This window comes from Amycolatopsis roodepoortensis (assembly GCF_024628825.1).
GTDB classification, from domain to species: domain Bacteria; phylum Actinomycetota; class Actinomycetes; order Mycobacteriales; family Pseudonocardiaceae; genus Amycolatopsis; species Amycolatopsis roodepoortensis.
Map to the genome: position 1 here is coordinate 5203970 of NZ_CP102415.1, position 19291 is coordinate 5223260.

Sequence of the window (19291 nt, forward strand, 5' to 3'; positions counted from 1 at the left end):
ATGTGCTCGCCCGCAACGCGGAATCGCTGTACTGGATCGGCCGGTACGTCGAACGCGCCGATGACACCTCCCGGATCCTGAACGTCTCCGTGCACCAGCTGCTCGAAGACGCGAGCGTCGACCCGGACCACGCGAGCCGCCAGCTGCTCGCCGTCCTCGGCATCTCGCCGGAGGGCATGGATTCGCTCGACGTGTGGAAACTGACCGAACTGGTCGCCTACGCCAAGGACAATCCCGCGTCGATCGTCGGTTCGATCAACTCCGCCCGCGAGAACACGCGCGGCGCCCGCGAGGTCGTTTCGACCGAGCTGTGGGAATGCCTGAACGCGACGTGGAACGCGGTGCCGGACAGGCAGCGGTACGCGCGCCGCGCCGGGCCCCACGCGTTCCTGTCCTTCGTGGAGGAACGCGCGGCGATGTTCGCCGGGCTCGCCGATTCGACGATGAGCCGCGACGACGGCTGGCTGTTCATGGTGCTCGGCCGGTCGGTCGAACGCGCGGACATGGTGGTGCGGCTGCTGCTCTCACGGGTCCAGGACAGCGCGTCGTCACCCGGCTGGATCACCGTGCTCCGCTCGGCTGGGGCGCAGGACACCTACCTGCGGACCTATCGCGGCGCGCTCGACGCCGGCCGCGTCGTGCAGTTCCTGTTGCGGGACACGCTCTTCCCGCGTTCGGTGTTCCACGCGCTGCGGCAGGCCGAGGAATGCCTGGAGCGGCTGGACCCCGGCGTCAACTCGCGTGCCAACGAGAAGTCCGAGGCGCTGCGGCAGCTCGGCCGCGCGCGCAGCGAGCTGGAGTTCCTGCGGCCGTCGGATCTGCTGGAGGATCTGCCGAAACGGCTCGGCGCCCTGCAGACCTCGATCAAGGACATCGGCGACGCGGTTTCGGTGCAGTACTTCCATTCGTCGCCTTGGGTGGCCTGGAGCGGTGCGGAGGTTTCGCTGTGACCTGGCAGCTTCGGGTGGCCCACCGGACCGGATACCGGTACGCGACGCCGGCCACGCAGTCGTACAACGAGGCGCGGCTGACCCCGCGCTCCGACCGGCGGCAGACCACGGTCGTCAACCGCGTCGAGACGACGCCCGCGACCCGCGCCTACCGGTACACGGACTACTGGGGCACCATCGTGACGTCGTTCGACCTTCACGCGCCGCACACGGAGTTCACCGTGCTCGCGACGTCGGTGGTCGAAACGGCCGACGAAGGCGAGCCGGTCCGCTCGGCGACGTGGAAGGACCTGCGCAGCGACACCGTCGTCGACCACCGCACCGAGTACCTGACGCCGACGCCGTACACGCCCCGCGATCCGGAGCTGACGAAGGTCGCGCGCGAACTGCGGAAGGGGCTCGACCCGGCGGAGGCCGTGCTCGCGGTCTGCGAATGGGTCAACAAGCAGCTCAAGTACCAGCCGGGGACGACCGGCGTGCACAGCACGGCGACCGACGCGTGGCGTGCGCGCGAAGGGGTCTGCCAGGACTTCGCGCATGTCACGCTGGTGATGCTGCGCGCGATCGGCGTCCCGGCGCGGTACGTCTCCGGGTACCTGCACACGAAACCGGAGGCGAAGCTCGGCGAGACGGTCGAAGGCGAGAGCCACGCCTGGGTCGACGTATGGACCGGCGGCTGGTGGGCCTACGACCCGACGAACGCGATCCCGGTCGGGCCGCGGCACGTCTGGGTCGCGTACGGCCGCGACTACGCCGACGTGCCGCCGCTCAAGGGCATCTTCACCGGCGGCGGTCAGTCCACTTTGGACGTCTCGGTGCAGCTGACCCGGCTGACCTAGGCCCGTCGCCTGAGCAACAGCCAGAGCAGGTACGCGCCGCCGAGGGCAGCGGCGACGACGCCCGCGGGCAGCAGCGAGGACTCCAGCAACCGCTGGCCGAGGTAGTCCGCGGCGACGACCAGCGTCGCCCCGACGAAGGCCGACGCGAGCAGGTTGGGCCCAGGCAGGCGCGTCATCCGGCGCGCCAGCTGGGGCGCGGCGAGCGCGATGAACGGCAGCGGTCCGGTCGCCGCGGTGGCGGCGGCGACCAGCGCGACCGCGACCAGCACCAAGGTCCGCCGCACCCGGCGGACGTCGACGCCGATCCCGGTGGCGGTGTCGTCGCCCATCTCCAGCATGCGCAGCGCGCGACCGTTCGCGAAGACGATCGGGGCGAACACCGCCATCCCGATCGCCAGCGGCACGAAGTAGCTCCAGTCCCGGCCGGAGAGGTCACCGACCAGCCAGCCGACGGCCTGCGAAGCGGCTTCGAGGTTCGCCTTCACCAGCAGATACGAGTTCACGCCGACGAGCACCGCGCTGACGGCGATCCCGAGCAGCACCAGCCGCGCACTCAGCAGGCCGTGCGGCGCGCACAACGCCATGACGACCAGCGCGGTCAGCAGCCCGCCCGCCAGCGCCCCGAGCGAGACGAGGCCAGGGCCGGAGCCGATGACCAGCAGCGTCACGATGCCGCCGGTGGCCGAACCGGTGGTGAAGCCGATGATGTCCGGACTGCCGAGTGGGTTACGGGTGATCGTCTGGAAGACCGCCCCGGCCAGCGCCAGCGCGGCACCGACGAGGATCGCGACCAGCACCCGCGGAAGCCGTCCCATGACCACCAGGTACTGCGCCTTCGTGCCCTGGCCTGCCAGGGTCGCGAGCACTTCGCCGGGGCTCATCTCGTAATCGCCCGTGCCGACCGAGAGCACGACGAGCGCCAGGACCACCAGTGCCAGCGCGGCGACGACGACCAGCGATCGTCTGTCCAAACCGGACTCACGGCGGACGAGCGCGCTCATCGGCGCACCGCCTTCAGCCTGCGGGCCACGATCACGAACGCGATCCCGCCGACGACGTCGGTCATCACGCCGACCTGGATTTCCCCCGGAGAACCGAGGAGACGGCCCAGGACGTCGCAGCCGAGCAGCAGTACCGGCCCGAGCAGCGCCGAAATCAGCATCACCCAGCGTTCGTCCTGGCCGATCAGCGTCCGGACGACGTGCGGGATCATCAGGCCGACGAAGGCGATCGGGCCGCAGGCCGCGGTCGCCGACGCTGAAAGCAGCCCGACGGCGACCATTCCGGCGACGCGGACGAGCGCCGGATTCGCGCCGAGACCCCGAGCGGTGTCTTCCCCGAGCGCCAGCGCGTTCAGCGCACGGGCCAGGACGATCGCGATCACGACTCCCGCGACGAAGAACGGCAGCAGGACCGACAGCTGGTCGGCGTTCCGGTTCACCAGCGAGCCGACCAGCCAGAACCGCATGGCCTGCAGGTTGTGCGTATTGACCATCTGCATGCCCTGGTTGATGCCGACGAACACCGCCTGGACGGCGACCCCGGCCAGCACCAGCCGCAGCGGGCTCGTGGCGCCCCGCGTCCCGCCGATCACCGAGACCAGCGCGGTTCCCGCGAGCGCACCGGCGAAGGCGAACCAGACGTACTCGCCGGGCGACGTCACCGAGAACACCGCCGAGCCGAGCACGATCGCGACCGCGGCGCCGTGGTTGATGCCGAGCAGCCCGGGTTCCGCGACCGGGTTGCGGGTGATCGCCTGCATGAGCGAGCCCGCCAGCGCGAGCGCCATCCCGACCAGGACGCCGAGCACCGTGCGGGGCAGGCGATCGTCGCGGACGACGACGTCGGTGTAGCTCCCGTCGTAAGCGAAGAGCGCGTGCAGGACTTCGCCGAGGGACAGACGGTTCGAGCCGAAGCCGATCGACAGCAGGACGACCGCGACAAGCGCTGCCAAGGACCCCACGAGGACCAGCGTTCTCACGGAAACGCCGGTCCGGGGTGATCTGACGCGCTCCGTGACCTGGACCATGGCCCTGACAATAAGGGAAGGCTAGCCTAACGACGAAATTCGGTCCCTCGGTGAAAGAAGATCTCCATGCACCTCTCCCGACGCGGCTTTCTCGCCGGCACCGCGGCGCTCGGCGCCACCGGCCTCCTGACCGCCTGCGGCTACCAGGAGGAGACCCCCGCCCAGGGAGCGGGCGCGACCTGGTCGTTCACCGACGACCGCGGCCGGAAGCTCGAAGGCGAACGGCCGACGCGGATCGTCGCGCAGGTGACCGCCGCGGCCGCGTTGTGGGACCTGGGCGTGAAGTCGGTCGGGATCTTCGGCCCGTCGAAGTTCGCCGACGGCAAGCCGGACCCGCAGGCGGGCGGCGTCGACCTGAACGCCGTGACCTCGCTCGGGAACGTGTGGAACGAGTTCAACTTCGACAAGTTCGTCGCGCTGAACCCGCAGCTCCTGGTCAGCGTGATGTACCTGAAAGACCAGATGTGGTACGTCCCGGACACGCAGACGGAGAAGATCGACAAGGCCGCGCCGAGTGTCGGGGTCCGGCTGCAGGACATCTCGATGCCCGAGGGGATCGCGAAGTTCATCGCGCTCGCGAAGGCGCTCGGCGCCGACACCGAGACTCCGGCGATCCGAGCCGCGAAGGAAGAGTACGAGAAGGCCGACGCCGCGTTCGGCGAGGCGGCGAAGAAGGCCGCAGGGCTGAAGATCCTTCTCGTGTCCGCGCAGAAGGACTCCGTATACGTCTCGAACGCGCCGAAGTTCGCGACCTCGAAGCACTACCAGAGCAAGGGGCTGGACTTCGTCACGCCGGAGGCTCCCGACGCGAGCCAAGGCGGCTACTACCAGCAGATCAGCTGGGAGAACATCGGCAAGTACCCCGCCGACGTGATCATGTACGACAATCGCGGCGGATCGCTCTCGCTCGGCCCGGACGGGCTCGGCGGCGTGCCGACCTGGACCCAGCTGCCCGCGGTGAAGGCCGGGAAGCTGATCCCGTGGAACAACGAGACGCCGTTCTCGTACCAGCGCTTCACACCGCAGCTGACGGAACTGACCGCGGCGTTGAACAAGTTCGCCTAGGAGGTAAGGCGGCGGTGCGGCGTGGGTCCGGTTGGTCGTGAGTGGCGATTCGGGTTCTAACCCGAATCGCCACTCACGACCCACTCAGCCCAGGAACTCCCGCAGCGCCGCCGCGAGGTCGGCCGGGTTCTCCTCGGCCACGTGGTGCCCGGACTCGATCGCGAAGCCGCGGACGTCGTCGGCCCATTCACGCCACACCGCGATGGGGTCGCCGTACAGCTCGGCCATGTCGTCGCGGCTGGACCACAGCATGAGCATCGGGCAGGCGAGTTTCCGTCCGGCCGCCTTGTCCGCGTCGTCGGCTTCGCGGTCGGGCCCGAGGCCGGCCCGGTAGTCCTCCAGCATCGCGTGGACCGTCTCGGGATCGTGGATCGCGCGAAGGAAGTCGGCGTGGTTCTCCGCGCCCATCGCCTCGGGATCTCCGCCGTACCAGGCGTCCGGGTCGGCGTTGATCACGCGCTCGGCGGGTTTCGCGAGCTGGCCGAAGAAGAACCAATGCCACCATCTCCGCGCGAAGTCCGCGTCGGCGCGGGCGAGCGCCTCACCGATCGGGACACCGTCGAGGATGACCAGCTTGGTGACCGCTTCGGGATGGTCCATGGCCAGCCGGTGCGCCACGTAGCTGCCGCGATCGTGGCCCACCACGGCGAACCGTTCGTGGCCGAGATGCCGCATGAGCGCGACGATGTGCCTGGCCATGGCGCGTTTCGAGTGCGCCGAGTGGTCTTCGGTGGTCTCGGGTTTCGAGGACTGGCCGTAGCCGGGGAGGTCCGGGCAGACGACGGTGAACGCGTCCGCGAGCCGGGGCGCGACGTCGTGCCAGGTGGTGTGCGTGCGGGGATGACCGTGCAGGAGGACGAGCGGCGGCCCCGACCCGCCGTGGCGGACCCTGAAGGTCACTTCGCCGGTGTCGACGTTTTCGAGCTCGAAGCCTTCGAACATGATCCTCCCGAGCGCGATGAACGGGCCGTTCCTTGCGAATTGTGCAAGGAACGGCCCGTTCATCGCAGCGTGAGCCGGGGAATCAGCTCCGCGCGTGCGCGTCCAGGATGTGCGCGACCGCCTCGGTGACCCGCTGCGCGAAATCGATGTTCAGCCACTCGTCCGGCACGTGGATGTTCGAGTCCGGCCCGCAGGCGCCGGTGACCACGAACTGCGCGTCCGGGTACTTCTCGCCGAGCAGCCCCATGAACGGGATCGACCCGCCCATGCCGAAGCTCTTGTGCGGCGCGCCGAAGACCTCGCCGCTCACGTGGTGCAGGGCGTCGTCGAGCCACGGCGCGGTGTCCGGCGCGTTCCAGCCGTTCTCGGCCTGGAAATCGCCGAGCTCGACCGAAGCGTCGTACGGCACGTCGGTGGTGAGGACACGGCGGACCGCCTCCATCGCGGCCTTCGCGTCGGCCGTCGGCGGGAGGCGGAAGCTCAGGGTGAGCGTGGTGCTGTCGCGCAGCACGTTGCCCGCGTCGGCCGGGAGCGGGAAGCCCTCCGCGCCGATCACCGACAGCGTCGGCCGCCACGAGTTGTTGAGCAGCAGCTCCAGGTCGTCGTCGGACACCGTCCGGCCGACCACCGGGAAGAGCGTCTTCGCCGCGCCGGGCGCGATCTCGACGACACCGCGAGCGTCCTCGACGCGGTTCTCCGGGATGTCGACGCTCAGCTCGGCGAGCTTGATCTCGCCGGTCTCGGCGTTCTCGATCCGGTCGAGCAGGACACGCAGGACACGGAACGAGCTCGCCACGATGCCGCTGGCCATGCCGGAGTGCTGCGCGGACTCCAGCACCTTCACGGTGACGTTGACGTGCAGCATTCCGCGCAGGCTGGTGGTCAGCCACAGCCGCTTGTAGTCGGTGCCGCCGGCGTCGAGGCAGACGACCAGCGAGACCTCGCCGAGCTTCTCCTTCAGGTGCTCGACGTAGGCGGGCAGGTCCGGGCTGCCGGACTCCTCACCGGTCTCCAGCAGCACGACCGCGCGGGAGTGCTCGCCACCGGCGGCGCGCACGGCCTCGATCGCCGTCGTCGCCGCGTAGCCGGAGTAGCCGTCGTCGACCGCGCCGCGGCCGTACAGCCTGCCGTCGCGGATCACCGGCGTCCACGGGTCGAGCCCCTCGGACCAGCCACCGACCGGCGGCTGCTTGTCGAGGTGCCCGTACATGAGCACGGTGCCCTTTTCGGCGGCTTCGGACGTCGCCGGGATGTCGACGACCAGCAGCGGGCTGCGGCCTTCGAGCTCCACGACCTCGAGCGTCGCGCCGGGGATCTCCCGGGCGGCGATCCAGGAGCGGACGTGCTCGACGGCGGCGGCCAGATGCCCGGTCTTCGCCCACTCGGGGTCGAACGCCGGCGACAAGGCGGGGATCGCCACCAGGCCGGACAGGCTGGGAAGGACGTCGTTCGTCCAGTTCGAAACCACGGTTTCGCGTACGGATTTCTGCTCCACGTCCGCCATCCTGCCACGGGTGCCGGGGAGTGGGATGGATCACAGCGGTGGGCACGGATCGTCATCGATCCAGCCGGACAGGACACCCGTCCGGGTCCGTCGTCCGCTGGTCGGCCCGCGGGTGAATTCCCTACTTTCGGCGGCCCCACACTCGGGCTTCCTAGCATTTTCCCTGATCAGACACCCTTTCTCAGCAACAAATCAGCATCCGCCACTGACCAAAACGGCGTCCGGCATGCCAGGATGTGCGCACGAACCGTCAACGCCGACGGTGACCCAGCGCTTCAGATCCGACGCGCTGGTCCCCGCCGGCGCAGTCACTGTGGCCGCCACAAGTGGCCGCCAGAGGCGCCGACATCAAGGAGAGCAGCGCATGCCGTCCGAACACTGGACGCACCCGGAGCCTGGAGATGGTCCCGCCGCCGTAGCGGCGCAGCCTTCCCCCGAACAGGTGATCGCCGGTTTGCGAGCAACGAGCGAAGGTGGCGCTGAGCTGACTCAGCTGCTCACCCCCGAAGGCGAACGAGTCGCCTCGCCGCAATTCGACCGCTACGTCGACGACATCGACGCCGAGGCCCTCAAGGGTCTGTATCGCGACATGGTCCTGGTCCGCCGCGCGGACCGCGAGGCCAACGCGATGCAGCGCCAGGGCCAGCTCGGCATCTGGGTGCCGCTGCTCGGGCAGGAGGCCGCGCAGATCGGCTCCGGCCGCGCGCTGCGGAAGGGGGACATGGCGTTCCCCAGCTACCGCGAGCACGGCGTCGCGTACACCCGCGGCGTCGACCTCAAAGAGGTGCTCGGCATCTTCCGCTGCACCGACCACAGCGGCTGGGACTACAAGGCCCACGGCTTCCACCCGTACACCATCGTGATCGGCAACCAGGTGCTCAACGCCGCCGGTTACGCGATGGGCCAGAAGTTCGAAGGCAAGGTCGGCGACGACGACAGCGAAGCGACCATCTGTTACTTCGGTGACGGAGCGACTTCGCAGGGCGACGTCCACGAAGGCTTCGTCTGGGCCGCCGTCTACGACGCGCCGCTCGTGTTCTTCTGCCAGAACAACCAGTGGGCGATCTCGGAGCCCACCGAACGCCAGTCGCGCCTGCCGCTGTACCAGCGCGCCCGCGGCTACGGCTTCCCCGGAATCCGCGTCGACGGCAACGACGTCCTCGCCTGCCTCGCGGTCTCCCGATGGGCGCTGGAGGAGTGCCGTCACGGCAACGGCCCGGTGCTGATCGAGGCGTTCACCTACCGGATGGACGCGCACACCACCACCGACGACCCCACCCGCTACCGGCTCTCCGACGAGCTGGAGGAGTGGAAGCTGAAGGACCCGATCGAGCGCGTCCGGGCGTACCTCGCCCGCGGTGGCGGCGCCGACCAGGCGTTCTTCGACCAGGTGCAGGCCGATTCGGACGCGTTCGCGGCCGAGCTGCGCGACTACTGCTTCAACATGCCCGAGCCGCCGCCCGAGCGGATCTTCTCCAACGTGTACGCGGAATCCACGCCGCTGCTGGACGCGCAGCGCGAAGAGTTCCTGTCCTACTTGGACGGTTTCGTCGGGGCGGAGGGACACTGAAATGAGCGACCTCCAGAAACTCACCATCGGCAAGGCGATCAACCTCGGCCTCCGGCGCGCCATGGAAGAGGACCCGAAGGTCCTGATCATGGGTGAGGACGTCGGCAAGCTCGGCGGCGTCTTCCGCATCACCGACGGCCTGCAGAAGGACTTCGGCGAGCAGCGCGTCCTGGACACGCCACTGGCGGAGTCGGGCATTATCGGCACCGCGGTCGGCCTCGCCGTCCGCGGTTTCCGCCCGGTGTGCGAAATCCAGTTCGAAGGCTTCATCTTCCCGGGCTTCGACCAGATCTCCAGCCAGGTCGCGAAGCTGCACTACCGGACGCAGGGCAAGATCAAGATGCCCATCGTGATCCGGGTGCCGTTCGGCGGCGGCATCGGCGCGGTCGAGCACCACTCGGAGTCGCCGGAGTCGCTGTTCGCGCACATCCCCGGCCTGAAGGTCGTATCGGTTTCGAACGCCGTCGACGCCTACTGGGGCATCCAGCAGGCGATCAAGTCCGACGACCCGATCCTGTTCTTCGAGCCGAAGAAGCTGTACCACTCGGGCGCGATGAAGTCCGAGGTCGACACGGAGGCGACGCCGGACGAGCTGTTCAAGTCCCGCGTCGTCCGCGAGGGCACCACGGCCACCGTCGTCGCGTACGGCCCGTCGGTGAAGGTCGCGCTCGACGCGGCGGCCGCCGCCGAGGACGAGGGCAAGTCCCTGGAGGTCATCGACCTTCGGACGCTGTCCCCGCTCGATCTGGAGCCGGTGTTCGAGTCGGTGCGCAAGACCGGTCGGCTCATCGCGCTGAGCGAGGCGCCGTCGGAATCGTCGCTGACCTCGGAGATCGCCGCGCGCGTGCAGCAGGAATGCTTCTACTCGCTGGAAGCCCCCGTGCTCCGGGTGACCGGATTCGACACGCCGTACCCGCCCGCCAAGCTCGAGGAGCACTACCTCCCCGACCTGGACCGGGTGCTGCACACCGTCGACCGTTCACTCGCCTGGTAAGGGGGAAGTTCCTGAAATGCCCGAATACAAACAATTCCCCCTCGCCGACACGGCCGAGGGGCTGACCGAGGCCGACATCATCGCCTGGCAGGTCAAGCCGGGTGACAAGGTCACGGTGAACCAGATCGTCGTCGAGGTCGAGACCGCGAAGGCCGCCGTCGAATTGCCCATCCCGTGGGCGGGCGTGATCACCGAACTGCTCGTCGAACCGGGCCAGACGGTCGAGGTCGGCGCGCCGATCCTCACCATCGACGTCGACCCGGACGGCAAGGCGGCCCCGGCACCGGCCGCCGCGCCCGTGGCGGAGGAGCCGGCGGAAGAGGAGATGAAGCCGCTGGTCGGCTACGGCTCCAAGGCCGTCGTCACGCAGCGGCGGGCACGCAAGGGCGCTGCTCCGGCCGCCGCCCCGGTGGCTGTGGCGCCCCAGCCTGCGGCGGCTCCGAAGCCGAAGGGCGGGTACGTGCCGCTGGCGAAGCCTCCGGTGCGCAAGCTGGCCAAGGACCTCGGCGTCGACCTCCACGCGCTCACGGGCTCCGCCGACGGTGGCGTCATCACGCGTGACGACGTCCAGGCGGCCGCCAACGGTTCCGCCGCTCCCGCCGCCGCCACTGTGTCCACTGTGGACAGCGGTTACGACCCCGCGACCCGGGAACGCCGGGTGCCGATCAAGGGCGTCCGCAAGGCCACCGCCGCCGCGATGGTGCAGAGCGCGTACACCGCCCCGCACGTCACGGAGTTCCTGACCATCGACGTCACGCCGATGATGGAATTCCGGGAGAAGCTCAAGAAGTCGCGGGAGTTCGCCGGGGTCAAGGTCACCCCGCTGACCTTCGCGGCGAAGGCCGTCTGCCTGGCGGCGAAGCGCACTCCGGACGTCAACGCGGTATGGGACGAGGCGGCGCAAGAGATCGTCTACAAGGACTACGTGCACCTCGGGATCGCCGCGGCCACCCCGCGCGGGCTCGTCGTGCCCAAGGTCCGCGACGCGGATTCGATGTCGCTGAAGGAACTCGCGATCGCGCTCACCGAGCTGACGGACGTCGCCCGCGAGGGCAAGACCACCCCGGCGGCCATGCTCGGCGGCACGATCACCATCACCAACGTCGGCGTCTTCGGCGTCGACACCGGGACGCCGATCATCAACCCCGGTGAGTCCGCGATCCTGTGCCTCGGCGCGATCAAGGACACCCCGTGGGTGGTCGACGGCGAGATCAAGGTGCGCAAGGTGCTCCAGCTTTCGCTGAGCTTCGACCACCGTGTGGTCGACGGGCAGCAGGGTTCGGAGTTCCTGGCCGACGTCGGCGCGCTGCTGGCCGACCCCGCGGTCGCGATCACCTACTGACGTTTCGCGCGTGAAGGCCCCCTTCCCTCGGCTGAGCCGAGGGAAGGGGGCCTTCACGCGCTTCGGCCTTATTCAGTTGACGGAGTGAGCGCTCACTCCGCACACTGGACGCATGACAGAGACCACCGCCCGGCGGAGAGCGCCGGGGATGAGCGCCGACGAGCGGCGCCGGATGATCGTCCAGTCCGTGCTGCCCCTGCTGGTGGAACACGGCGCCGGTGTCACGTCGAGCCAGATCGCACGCGCCGCGGGCATCGGCGAGGGCACGGTCTTCCGCGTGTTCAAGGACAAGGACGAACTGTTCGCCACCTGTTTCGCCGAAGCGCTGAAGCCCGACCAGGTACTCGACGCGATCGCGGTCATCGACCTCGACCAGTCCCTCGACGACAGGCTCATCGAAGCCGCCGACGCGCTCAGCGCACACCTCCAGCGCATGGGCGCGCTGATGGCGATCATGTACGGCTCCGGCAAGCGGCCGGAGCATCGCCATGACGACCGTCGAGACCGCCGCAAGGAATCGATGAATGCCATGCGTGACGCCATGGCCGAGCTGTTCGAGCCGGAGAAGGACCGGCTCCGCCTGCCGCCGGCCCAGTCCGCGGCGCTCTTCCTGTCATTGCTGTTCAGCGGCCGGATCCGGTTCAGCGAGACCGGTGACGAGCCCACCACGATGGAGCTCGTCGACGTGTTCCTCAACGGCGCCTTGGCGGCCGCGTGATCGGCCCGCCCGGTGGCGGCCTGGAACTGTTCATGGCGCGCGGCGGCAGGCGGCGCCGTCCGCCGTCGACGGTGCCCGACAGCGGGCTGACCGGCCCGGTCGACATCCCGGAGCCCGAGCCCGAAGCCGTTCCGAAAGACCTGAAGTCCCGGCTCGACCGCATGTGGGTCAACGTCGTGGGCACGGTCCGCGGCCTGCCGAAGGTCGCGAAGCTGACGTGGCAGGCAAGCCCGGTCCTGACCATCGTGATCACGTTGGTGACCCTGCTTTCCGGCCTCCTCCCGACGGCGACCGCGTACATCGCGAAGCTGCTGATCGATTCCGTGGTCGCGGCGATCCAGGGGCACGGGACGAAGAGCGCGATCGTCGGGGTCGCCCTCTTCCAGTTCGGCGTCCTCGTACTCACCGCGATTTCCCAGGCGCTGACCACCTACGGCCAGTCACTGCTGCAGGAACGGATGACGCTGACCATCCGCCACCAGGTGATGGACCACGCGAGCAAACTGCACCTTTCGTACTTCGAGGGTTCCGCGTCCTACGACATGCTGCGCCAAGCCTCGCAGGAGGCGCCGACGCGGCCGCTGTCGATGATGAACTCGGCGCTCGGCTTGATCCGGACGGTGATCACCTTCGGCAGCATGATCGCGCTGCTCGTCTCGATCAGCCCGCTGCTGGCGCTCGTCGCGCTCGTGGCGCCGATCCCCGCGTTCATCTCGCAGTCGAAGTACGGCGCCCGCGCGTTCTGGCTGACGTTGATGATGTCGCCGCTGAAACGGCGGATGGACTACCTGAACTCCTTGGTCACCACGGACACGTACGCCAAGGAGACCAAGCTGTTCGGGCTCGGCCCGTACTTCGTCGACCGGTTCCAGCGGCTCGGCCAGGTCTTCTACGACCGGCAGCGGACACTGACCCGCAAACGCAGCGTCAGTTCGACGTCGTGGGGCCTGCTCAGCACCGCCGCCGGCTCCGCGATCGCGTTGTACATCGCGCTGGAGGCCGTCGGCGGCAGGCTCACCCTCGGCGATCTCGCGCTGTACACGGCCGCCGCGGCGTCGGTGCAGACTTCGGTCCAAGGTCTGTTCACCGCGTTTTCCGGGATGTACGAGAACAATCTCTACCTCGACACGCTGTACCGCTTCCTCGGGACGAAGCCGGACATCGTCGCGCCGCCGGAACCCCGGCCTCTTCCGTCCACAGTGGAGGGTCACATCCGGTTCGAAGAAGTGTCCTTCACCTATCCCGGTGCACCGGACCCGGCCCTCGACGGGGTGAGCTTCGAAATCCGGCCGGGGGAGACGGTCGCCGTCGTCGGCCGCAACGGCGCCGGGAAGTCGACCCTGTTCAAACTGCTGTGCCGGCTGTACGACCCGACCGGTGGACGGATCCTGCTCGACGGCGTCGACATCCGCGAGTACGACCCGGTGGAGCTGCGGCGGCAGATCAGCGCGATGTTCCAGGACTACGTGACCTATCAGGGCACCGCGTCCGAGAACATCGGGCTCGGGGACCTGACGCACCTCGTCGACCGGGAACGGATCGAGACGTCGGCGAAACGGGCCGGTGCCGACGAGCGGATCGAGCGCCTGCCCAGCGGCTACGACACCCCGCTCGGCCGCTGGTTCGACCAGGGCGTCAGCCTGTCCGGCGGCGAATGGCAGAAGATCGCGCTGGCCAGGGCGTTCCTGCGGGAAGCGCCGATCCTGATCCTCGACGAGCCCACCTCCGCCCTGGACGCGCAGGCCGAGCACGACCTCTTCTCGCGGCTGCGGGAGCTTTCGGAGGGACGCACGACGCTGTACATCTCGCACCGGTTCTCCACCGTGCGGCAGGCGGAGCGGATTCTGTTGCTGGAGCACGGAAAGGTCGCCGAGTACGGGACGCACGACGAGCTGATAGCGGCGAAGGCGGGCTACGCCGAACTGTTCACGTTGCAGGCCGCCGCGTACCTCGATGAAGACTGACCATGCGGCGGATCATGGTCGTCGGCTGCAGCGGCGCCGGGAAGTCGACGTTCGCGCGACGGCTCGGCGCCGCGCTCGGCCTGCCGGTCACCCATCTCGACCGGCTCTACTGGCGGCCGGGCTGGACACCGGCGCCGGACGCCGAGTTCCACGCCGCCCAGCAGGAGATCATCGCGTCCGATGCCTGGGTGATCGACGGCAACTACGGATCGTCGATGCATCTCCGCCTCCCGCGAGCGGACACGATCGTCTTCCTCGACTACCCGCGCCGCGTCTGCCTACGGCGAGTGCTCGTGCGGTGCCTGCGCGAATACGGGCAGGACAAGCAGGCGCCCGGCTGCCCCGAAAGGCTGGATCTGGAGTTCTATTCCTACGTCTGGCGCTGGCCGAAGCACCACCGGGAGCGGACGGTGCGGCGGCTGGCGGAGCAGGGGGCGCACGCGCGACGGGTCGTGCTGAGCAGGCCACGCGAGGCGGAGAATTTCCTTAGCCGGATCGGCTGACCGGGGGTTGGGAGCAAAACGGGCGAGCCGTACGTTGTCCAAGTATGGCTGTCGCGTTCCTGCTCTATGTCGTCGCCGAGATCGCCGCCGTGTGGGCGGTGGGCTCGGCCGTTGGCGTCCTCGGCACGATCGCGCTGCTCTTCGCCGGCGCGTTCGTCGGATCCTGGCTCGCCCGCCGTGAAGGCGGCCGCGCCTTCCGGGCGTTCGCCGAGTCCGCGCGGCTCGGCCGCCCCGCCGACGCCGAGAAGGAACTCACCGACGGGATGCTGATCGGGCTCGGCGGCCTGCTGATCCTGCTGCCCGGTTTCGTCAGCGACGTCATCGGCCTGCTGTTCATCCTGCCGCCGACGCGGAGTGTCGCGCGGAAGGTCTGGCAGAAGCGCATGGCTCGCCGGGCGGTCAAGTTCGCCAATCGCACGCGCGGGCCGGTGATGGTCGTGGACAGCGAGGTCGTCGTGGACACGCCGCCCGCGGAGGCCGCCAAGAAGCAGCCGCAGGTGATCGAGGGCCGCATCGTCGAGGGCTGAAGGACGCTTTAGCCCGCGCTCGGTTTCGGGATGTCGAAATACCCGCTGAACCGCACCGCCGGCGCATACTCGCCCTTCACCTTCACCTTGCCCGTCACGAACATCGCCGCCACCGCCGCGTTGCCGGTGGCCATCCGGATGAAGTCGTCGACGGACAGCGTGATGGTGGTGTCCGGAGTGCGCGCGAGATCGGTGCTGGAAACGCAGACGCCGTCTTCGATGACCGTTTGAAATCGATCGAAACCGTCTTCTCCGTCACCGTCGGTGAAACGCCACGCGACGACGAAGTCGACGTGCCGTGCGCGTTCCGGAACGAAATGATCCGACATTCTGCGGAAAATCTCGTCAAGGAAGGCGGCACGCAGTTCCGGATGATCGGCGATGGCCTTGAGCTGCTCCCGCGACGCGCGTTGCACGACGTCGACGAGCACCTCGGTCTCCAGTGAGCTCAGCTCGATGCCCGCACCGGTTTCGCCGAGCATGTGCAGGGTTTCCAGCACCTGGGTGAACTGCTCGGGGCTCAGTTTGGCGAGCTCGAGTTTCTCCGCGAAGGCGTTGACGACGTGTTCGCCGCCGGTGCGCGTTTTGTGCGGCCTCGACGGACGGGAAAGGCGTACCTTGTCCCGCCAGCGCCGGTTCGCAGAATTTCGGGGCACGGCACGGAAGTGTATCTGCTCGGCCGGGTTCAGGATGGTTTCGGAAGGTCGAAGAAACCGATCAGACCGGCCGCGAACGCCAGGTCACCTTTTACTTTGATCTTTCCGGTGACGAATAGCACAGCCGGCGTCGCCTGGTGGGTGATGAGCCGGAAGAAATCGACGGGCGCGATCGTGATCGTCACCCTCGGCTTCTCCCGCATGTCCCGGTCGACCGTGCACTCGCCGTGCGAGATCACCGTCTCGTAGCGGTCGTAGCCGCCGTCGCCGGTGCCGCCGGACAGCCGCCAGTGCACCACGGCGTGCAGGCTCTTCGCGCGGTCCTGCCGGATGTGGGCGCCCATGCGGTCGAAGATCTCGCGCAGCACGCGTTCCCGGAGCGGCCGTTCGGCGACGACGCTCTCGAGTTGGGCGCGCGAGGCGCGCGCGACGAGGTTCGCGAAGCGGGCCGGGTCCACCTTGCGGAGGTCGAACGCCGGCGCGGATTCGGCGAGCCGTCCCAGTGCGGCCAGCAGCCGCCGGACGTCGTCCTTGCCGAGGTCCTTCGGGTCGATGGCGCCCGCGACCTCGTTGACGTCGAGAGAGTGCGCTTCGGCGGAATCCGGCTCGATCCGTTCCAGCACGTCGACCAGCGCGCGGCCGGTCAGCCCCACGATCTCGGTCATCTTCCCTCCAGTTCCCGCCTACCCGAGCGTAAGGCTACCCGCGAGTAGGTAGGCGGGCAAGCGTGCCGAAATCACCCTCGCCGGTGGTGGCCCGGTAGCGTCTTACGCGAACTAATGGGAGGTCCTGAGTGTCCGAGGAAGTGCCGCGTCCCGCCGAACGCGCCAAAAGGCTGCCGAGAGCGGTGCGGGAACGCCAGATCCTGGACGCTGCGGTCTCGGTGTTCTCGCGCTACGGCTACCACTCCGCGTCGATGGACGAGATCTCCGAGGTCGCAGGCGTGTCCAAGCCGATGATCTACACCTACCTCGGGTCCAAGGAAGATCTCTTCGGCGCGTGCATCCGCCGCGAAGCCACCCGCCTGCTGGAGGCCGTGCAGAACGGGATCAAACCCGATCTGCCGCCCGACATGCAGCTTTGGCACGGGCTCCGCGCGTTCTACCGCTTCGTCGCCGACTACCGCGAGTCCTGGACGGTGCTGCACCGCCAGGCCATGACCGTCGGCGGCGCCTTCGCCGCGGAGATCACCGACATGCGCACCCGCGCGATCGAGCTGGTCGCCGCGCTGGTCGTCTCCGCCGGCACCCGCAAGGGCCTCGGCGAACAGGCCGAGTTCTCCGGCGCCGGGCTGTCCGCCGCGCTGGTCGGGGCGGCCGAGTCGCTGGCCGACTGGGCGCTCGACCACCCCGACGTCTCCGACGGCGTGCTCGCCTCGTGGCTGATGAACCTGGTCTGGCTCGGGTTCAACGACCTGGTCGAGGGCGAGATCTGGAAGCCGTCAGAGAGCGACGACTGAGCCCTCCAGGTGCGGCTTCGGCTTGCGCGCGTTCCACAGTTCGAAAGCCCAGCCGTCACCTTCACTCCAGGTGGTGAAAGCGGCCTTCGCGGGCAGCAGGACCGGCTGCTTGAACTTGACGTCGACGGTGAACGCCTCCGGGAGCCTGCCCTCGAACGCCGCGAGCGCGTGCGCCTTCGTCCACATACCGTGTGCGATCGCGGCCGGGAACCCGAACGCCTTCGCGGTGATCGGGTGCAGATGGATCGGGTTGCGGTCGCCGGAGACCTCGGCGTAGCGGCGGCCGATGTCGCCGGGCACGTGCCAGATCGCGTTGGCCGCCGGCTGGGAGAGCTGACCTCGCGCGGTCTTCTCGCCGCTGCCGCCACCGCGGCGCAGGTACGTGCTGACGTCCGTCCACACAGGACTGTCGTTGACCAGCAGCTCGCTGACGACGTCGAACTGCTTGCCCTTCTCGTGCGGGCGCAGATCCTCGGCGCGCACGCGCAGGGTGAACGACTCGTCGAGCCGCAGCTGCCGGTGCTGGGTGATCCGGTTCGCGACGTGCACCATGCCCAGCAACGGGAACGGGAAGTCCGCCTCGGTCATCAGCGCCATCTGCAACGGGAACGCGAGGATATGCGGATACGTCGCCGGGAGCACGTCGTCCAGCCGGAATCCGCACACCTGGTTGTACGCGGCGAGGTGCGCCGGGTCGACGACGACGCCCTCGCGGACGAACTCGGTGCCCGGCAGCGTGTCCCCGCCGCTCTTGCGCAGCGAGCCGAGCAACGCCTTGGGGTACAGCGAAGACAGGCTCGGCGACTCGTGGAGTTCCTTGACGGCCATGCTCACGCCCCCAGCAGTGCCTGGCCGCAGACGCGGACCACGTTGCCGTTGACCGCGGCCGAAGCGGGATTCGCGTACCAGGCGATCGTCTCGGCGACGTCGACCGGGAGCCCGCCCTGGCCGAGGCTGGACAGCCGCCGCCCGGCCTCGCGGATGAACAGCGGGACGGCGGCGGTCATCTTGGTCTCGATGAAACCGGGCGCGACGGCGTTGATCGTGCCGCCGTATTCGGCGAGCTTCGGCGCGCCGTCGTTCACCATCCCGATGACGCCCGCCTTGCTGGTGGCGTAGTTGGTCTGGCCGACGTTGCCCGCGATCCCGGCGATCGAGGAGACGCCGATGATGCGGCCGTTCTCGTGCAGCACCTTGTCGGCGAGGAGCTTCTCGTTCACCACGAGCTGCGAGGCGAGGTTGACCGCGATGACCGAGTCCCAGCCGCCTTCGGTCATGTTGCCGAGCGTCTTGTCCCGCGTGATGCCCGCGTTGTGCACGACGATGTCGACCCCGCCGTGGCGCGTGGTCAGGTACTCGGCGAGCTTCTCCGGCGCGTCGGCGGCGGTGATGTCCAGCTGCAGCGACGAGCCGCCGACCTTGTTGGCCACCTTGGACAGGTCCGCGCCCTGCGCGGGGATGTCGAGCGCGACGACGTGGGCGCCGTCGCGGCCCAGCACCTCGGCGATGGCGGCGCCGATACCGCGGGAAGCGCCGGTGACCAGGGCGACCTTGCCTTCGAGGGGCTTCGTCCAGTCGGCCGGGGCGGAGGCGGTCTTGGTCTCGGTGCCCACGCGGATGACCTGGGCGTCCACGAAGGCGGACTTCGACGAAAGCAGGAACCGGAGCGTGGACTCAGTGGCCTCTTCGGCACCTTCGGCGACGTACACGAGCTGGGCGGTCGCGCCGCGCTTCAGCTCCTTACCTACGGAACGGACGAAGCCTTCGAGAGCGCGCTGGGCGATCCGCTCGTGTCCTTCGGCCAGTTCCGGCGGCGTCCCGAGGACGACGACGCGGCCCGAGGGCCCGACGCTCCGGATCACCGGGTGGAAGAAGTTGTAGACCTCGCGAAGCTGCTTCGGGTCCTTCACGCCTGTCGCGTCGAAGACGAGCGCGGCGTGCTTGTCGGCCGCCGTCGAGAGGACCTCGATACCCGCGCGGTGCAGCTGGGCCTCGATCACCTTTTCGAGACGGCCGCCCGGCGCGGCACCCAGAAGTGCGGGACCCTCGAGGGCGGGCTGGCCGGGCTTGTACCGGCGGAGCGTGGCGGGGTTCGGCAGGCCGAGCTTCGGCACCACGAACTTCCCCACCGGGGATTTCGTGAACTGCTGGTACCTGTCAGCCATTACGTGCCTCCCGTGCAGTTTGCGTCACGTCGCAGTCTAACCTACTCGCTAGTAGGTTACAGTG

Annotated in this window: 19 protein-coding genes; 11 read left to right on the forward strand and 8 right to left on the reverse strand. The window is 68.8% G+C overall.

Features of this window, described 5'->3' with window-relative positions:
- Nucleotides 1-2: 2 nt before the first annotated feature.
- On the forward strand, nucleotides 3-950 hold the full coding sequence (locus NQK81_RS24815; protein WP_034314142.1) for an alpha-E domain-containing protein: 948 nt from the start codon (nucleotides 3-5) through the stop codon (nucleotides 948-950).
- Nucleotides 947-1789, forward strand: coding sequence for a transglutaminase family protein (locus NQK81_RS24820; RefSeq protein WP_257483451.1), 843 nt, complete (start codon nucleotides 947-949; stop codon nucleotides 1787-1789). Before NQK81_RS24815 ends, NQK81_RS24820 begins: the two co-directional genes overlap by 4 nt.
- On the opposite strand, the gene NQK81_RS24825 is transcribed toward NQK81_RS24820, so the two are convergent.
- Together NQK81_RS24825 and NQK81_RS24830 are read right to left on the reverse strand one after the other, a co-directional pair.
- Nucleotides 1786-2790, reverse strand: a complete 1005-nt coding sequence (locus NQK81_RS24825) for a FecCD family ABC transporter permease (protein ID WP_257483452.1) — start codon at nucleotides 2788-2790, stop codon at nucleotides 1786-1788. The two genes, NQK81_RS24820 and NQK81_RS24825, sit on opposite strands and share 4 nt — an antisense overlap.
- Nucleotides 2787-3770 (reverse strand): FecCD family ABC transporter permease, encoded by a 984-nt coding sequence (locus NQK81_RS24830; RefSeq protein ID WP_371878915.1) that lies wholly within the window; start codon nucleotides 3768-3770, stop codon nucleotides 2787-2789. The genes NQK81_RS24825 and NQK81_RS24830 overlap by 4 nt, the downstream gene beginning before the upstream one ends.
- Nucleotides 3771-3884: 114 nt before the next feature.
- On the opposite strand from NQK81_RS24830, the gene NQK81_RS24835 reads away from it, so the two are divergent.
- Nucleotides 3885-4883 (forward strand): ABC transporter substrate-binding protein, encoded by a 999-nt coding sequence (locus NQK81_RS24835; protein WP_257483454.1) that lies wholly within the window; start codon nucleotides 3885-3887, stop codon nucleotides 4881-4883.
- 84 nt (nucleotides 4884-4967) lie between these two features.
- Here NQK81_RS24835 and NQK81_RS24840 read toward each other — a convergent pair whose 3' ends face one another.
- Together NQK81_RS24840 and NQK81_RS24845 are read right to left on the reverse strand one after the other, a co-directional pair.
- Nucleotides 4968-5825 (reverse strand): alpha/beta fold hydrolase, encoded by an 858-nt coding sequence (locus NQK81_RS24840; RefSeq protein WP_257483455.1) that lies wholly within the window; start codon nucleotides 5823-5825, stop codon nucleotides 4968-4970.
- An 82-nt stretch (nucleotides 5826-5907) separates the two neighbouring features.
- The gene (locus NQK81_RS24845) at nucleotides 5908-7320 is read right to left on the reverse strand and encodes a M20/M25/M40 family metallo-hydrolase (protein ID WP_257483456.1); all 1413 of its coding nucleotides are present in this window, start codon (nucleotides 7318-7320) and stop codon (nucleotides 5908-5910) included.
- Between the two features lie 373 nt (nucleotides 7321-7693).
- Here NQK81_RS24845 and pdhA point away from each other — a divergent pair, with 373 nt between their 5' ends.
- From pdhA to NQK81_RS24880, 7 genes are all read left to right on the forward strand, one after another.
- Nucleotides 7694-8899 (forward strand): pyruvate dehydrogenase (acetyl-transferring) E1 component subunit alpha, encoded by a 1206-nt coding sequence (pdhA, locus tag NQK81_RS24850; protein WP_126736175.1) that lies wholly within the window; start codon nucleotides 7694-7696, stop codon nucleotides 8897-8899.
- Between the two features lies 1 nt (nucleotide 8900).
- On the forward strand, nucleotides 8901-9893 hold the full coding sequence (locus NQK81_RS24855; protein ID WP_126736176.1) for an alpha-ketoacid dehydrogenase subunit beta: 993 nt from the start codon (nucleotides 8901-8903) through the stop codon (nucleotides 9891-9893).
- Between the two features lie 16 nt (nucleotides 9894-9909).
- Entirely contained in the window at nucleotides 9910-11235 is a 1326-nt protein-coding gene (locus tag NQK81_RS24860) for a dihydrolipoamide acetyltransferase family protein (RefSeq protein WP_257483457.1), read from the forward strand.
- 148 nt (nucleotides 11236-11383) lie between these two features.
- A complete protein-coding gene (locus NQK81_RS24865) occupies nucleotides 11384-11953 on the forward strand; it encodes a TetR/AcrR family transcriptional regulator (protein ID WP_257489835.1) in 570 nt (189 codons plus the stop codon).
- Nucleotides 11954-11973: 20 nt separating this feature from the next.
- Nucleotides 11974-13917 carry an ABC transporter ATP-binding protein gene (locus NQK81_RS24870; protein ID WP_306856064.1) on the forward strand — a complete coding sequence of 648 codons (1944 nt, stop codon included), beginning with the start codon at nucleotides 11974-11976 and terminating at the stop codon, nucleotides 13915-13917.
- Nucleotides 13918-13919: 2 nt separating this feature from the next.
- A complete protein-coding gene (locus NQK81_RS24875; protein ID WP_257483458.1) occupies nucleotides 13920-14420 on the forward strand; it encodes a P-loop NTPase family protein in 501 nt (166 codons plus the stop codon).
- Between the two features lie 44 nt (nucleotides 14421-14464).
- Complete coding sequence (locus tag NQK81_RS24880) at nucleotides 14465-14947, forward strand: FxsA family protein (RefSeq protein ID WP_257483459.1); 483 nt, start codon at nucleotides 14465-14467, stop codon at nucleotides 14945-14947.
- A gap of 8 nt (nucleotides 14948-14955) precedes the next feature.
- Here the strand turns inward: NQK81_RS24880 and NQK81_RS24885 are convergent, their stop codons facing one another.
- Complete coding sequence (locus tag NQK81_RS24885) at nucleotides 14956-15603, reverse strand: SCP2 sterol-binding domain-containing protein (RefSeq protein ID WP_371878808.1); 648 nt, start codon at nucleotides 15601-15603, stop codon at nucleotides 14956-14958.
- 29 nt (nucleotides 15604-15632) lie between these two features.
- Entirely contained in the window at nucleotides 15633-16268 is a 636-nt protein-coding gene (locus NQK81_RS24890) for an SCP2 sterol-binding domain-containing protein (protein WP_126736181.1), read from the reverse strand.
- Between the two features lie 128 nt (nucleotides 16269-16396).
- On the opposite strand from NQK81_RS24890, the gene NQK81_RS24895 reads away from it, so the two are divergent.
- Complete coding sequence (locus tag NQK81_RS24895; protein WP_126736182.1) at nucleotides 16397-17062, forward strand: TetR/AcrR family transcriptional regulator; 666 nt, start codon at nucleotides 16397-16399, stop codon at nucleotides 17060-17062.
- Here the strand turns inward: NQK81_RS24895 and NQK81_RS24900 are convergent.
- Both NQK81_RS24900 and NQK81_RS24905 read right to left on the reverse strand, forming a co-directional pair.
- A complete protein-coding gene (locus NQK81_RS24900; RefSeq protein ID WP_257483460.1) occupies nucleotides 17045-17890 on the reverse strand; it encodes a MaoC family dehydratase in 846 nt (281 codons plus the stop codon). The genes NQK81_RS24895 and NQK81_RS24900 overlap by 18 nt on opposite strands.
- A 2-nt stretch (nucleotides 17891-17892) precedes the next feature.
- A complete protein-coding gene (locus tag NQK81_RS24905) occupies nucleotides 17893-19227 on the reverse strand; it encodes a 3-oxoacyl-ACP reductase (RefSeq protein WP_257483461.1) in 1335 nt (444 codons plus the stop codon).
- Between the last annotated feature and the right edge of the window lie 64 nt (nucleotides 19228-19291).

Coding starts and splice junctions, on each gene's coding strand:
- NQK81_RS24825 (WP_257483452.1), bottom strand. CDS start 2,790: ATGAGCGCGCTCGTCCGCCGTGAGTCCGGTTTGGACAGACGATCGCTG.
- NQK81_RS24835 (WP_257483454.1), top strand. CDS start 3,885: ATGCACCTCTCCCGACGCGGCTTTCTCGCCGGCACCGCGGCGCTCGGC.
- NQK81_RS24840 (WP_257483455.1), bottom strand. CDS start 5,825: ATGTTCGAAGGCTTCGAGCTCGAAAACGTCGACACCGGCGAAGTGACC.
- pdhA (WP_126736175.1), top strand. CDS start 7,694: ATGCCGTCCGAACACTGGACGCACCCGGAGCCTGGAGATGGTCCCGCC.
- NQK81_RS24855 (WP_126736176.1), top strand. CDS start 8,901: ATGAGCGACCTCCAGAAACTCACCATCGGCAAGGCGATCAACCTCGGC.
- NQK81_RS24860 (WP_257483457.1), top strand. CDS start 9,910: ATGCCCGAATACAAACAATTCCCCCTCGCCGACACGGCCGAGGGGCTG.
- NQK81_RS24865 (WP_257489835.1), top strand. CDS start 11,384: ATGAGCGCCGACGAGCGGCGCCGGATGATCGTCCAGTCCGTGCTGCCC.
- NQK81_RS24875 (WP_257483458.1), top strand. CDS start 13,920: ATGCGGCGGATCATGGTCGTCGGCTGCAGCGGCGCCGGGAAGTCGACG.
- NQK81_RS24880 (WP_257483459.1), top strand. CDS start 14,465: ATGGCTGTCGCGTTCCTGCTCTATGTCGTCGCCGAGATCGCCGCCGTG.
- NQK81_RS24890 (WP_126736181.1), bottom strand. CDS start 16,268: ATGACCGAGATCGTGGGGCTGACCGGCCGCGCGCTGGTCGACGTGCTG.
- NQK81_RS24900 (WP_257483460.1), bottom strand. CDS start 17,890: ATGGCCGTCAAGGAACTCCACGAGTCGCCGAGCCTGTCTTCGCTGTAC.
- NQK81_RS24905 (WP_257483461.1), bottom strand. CDS start 19,227: ATGGCTGACAGGTACCAGCAGTTCACGAAATCCCCGGTGGGGAAGTTC.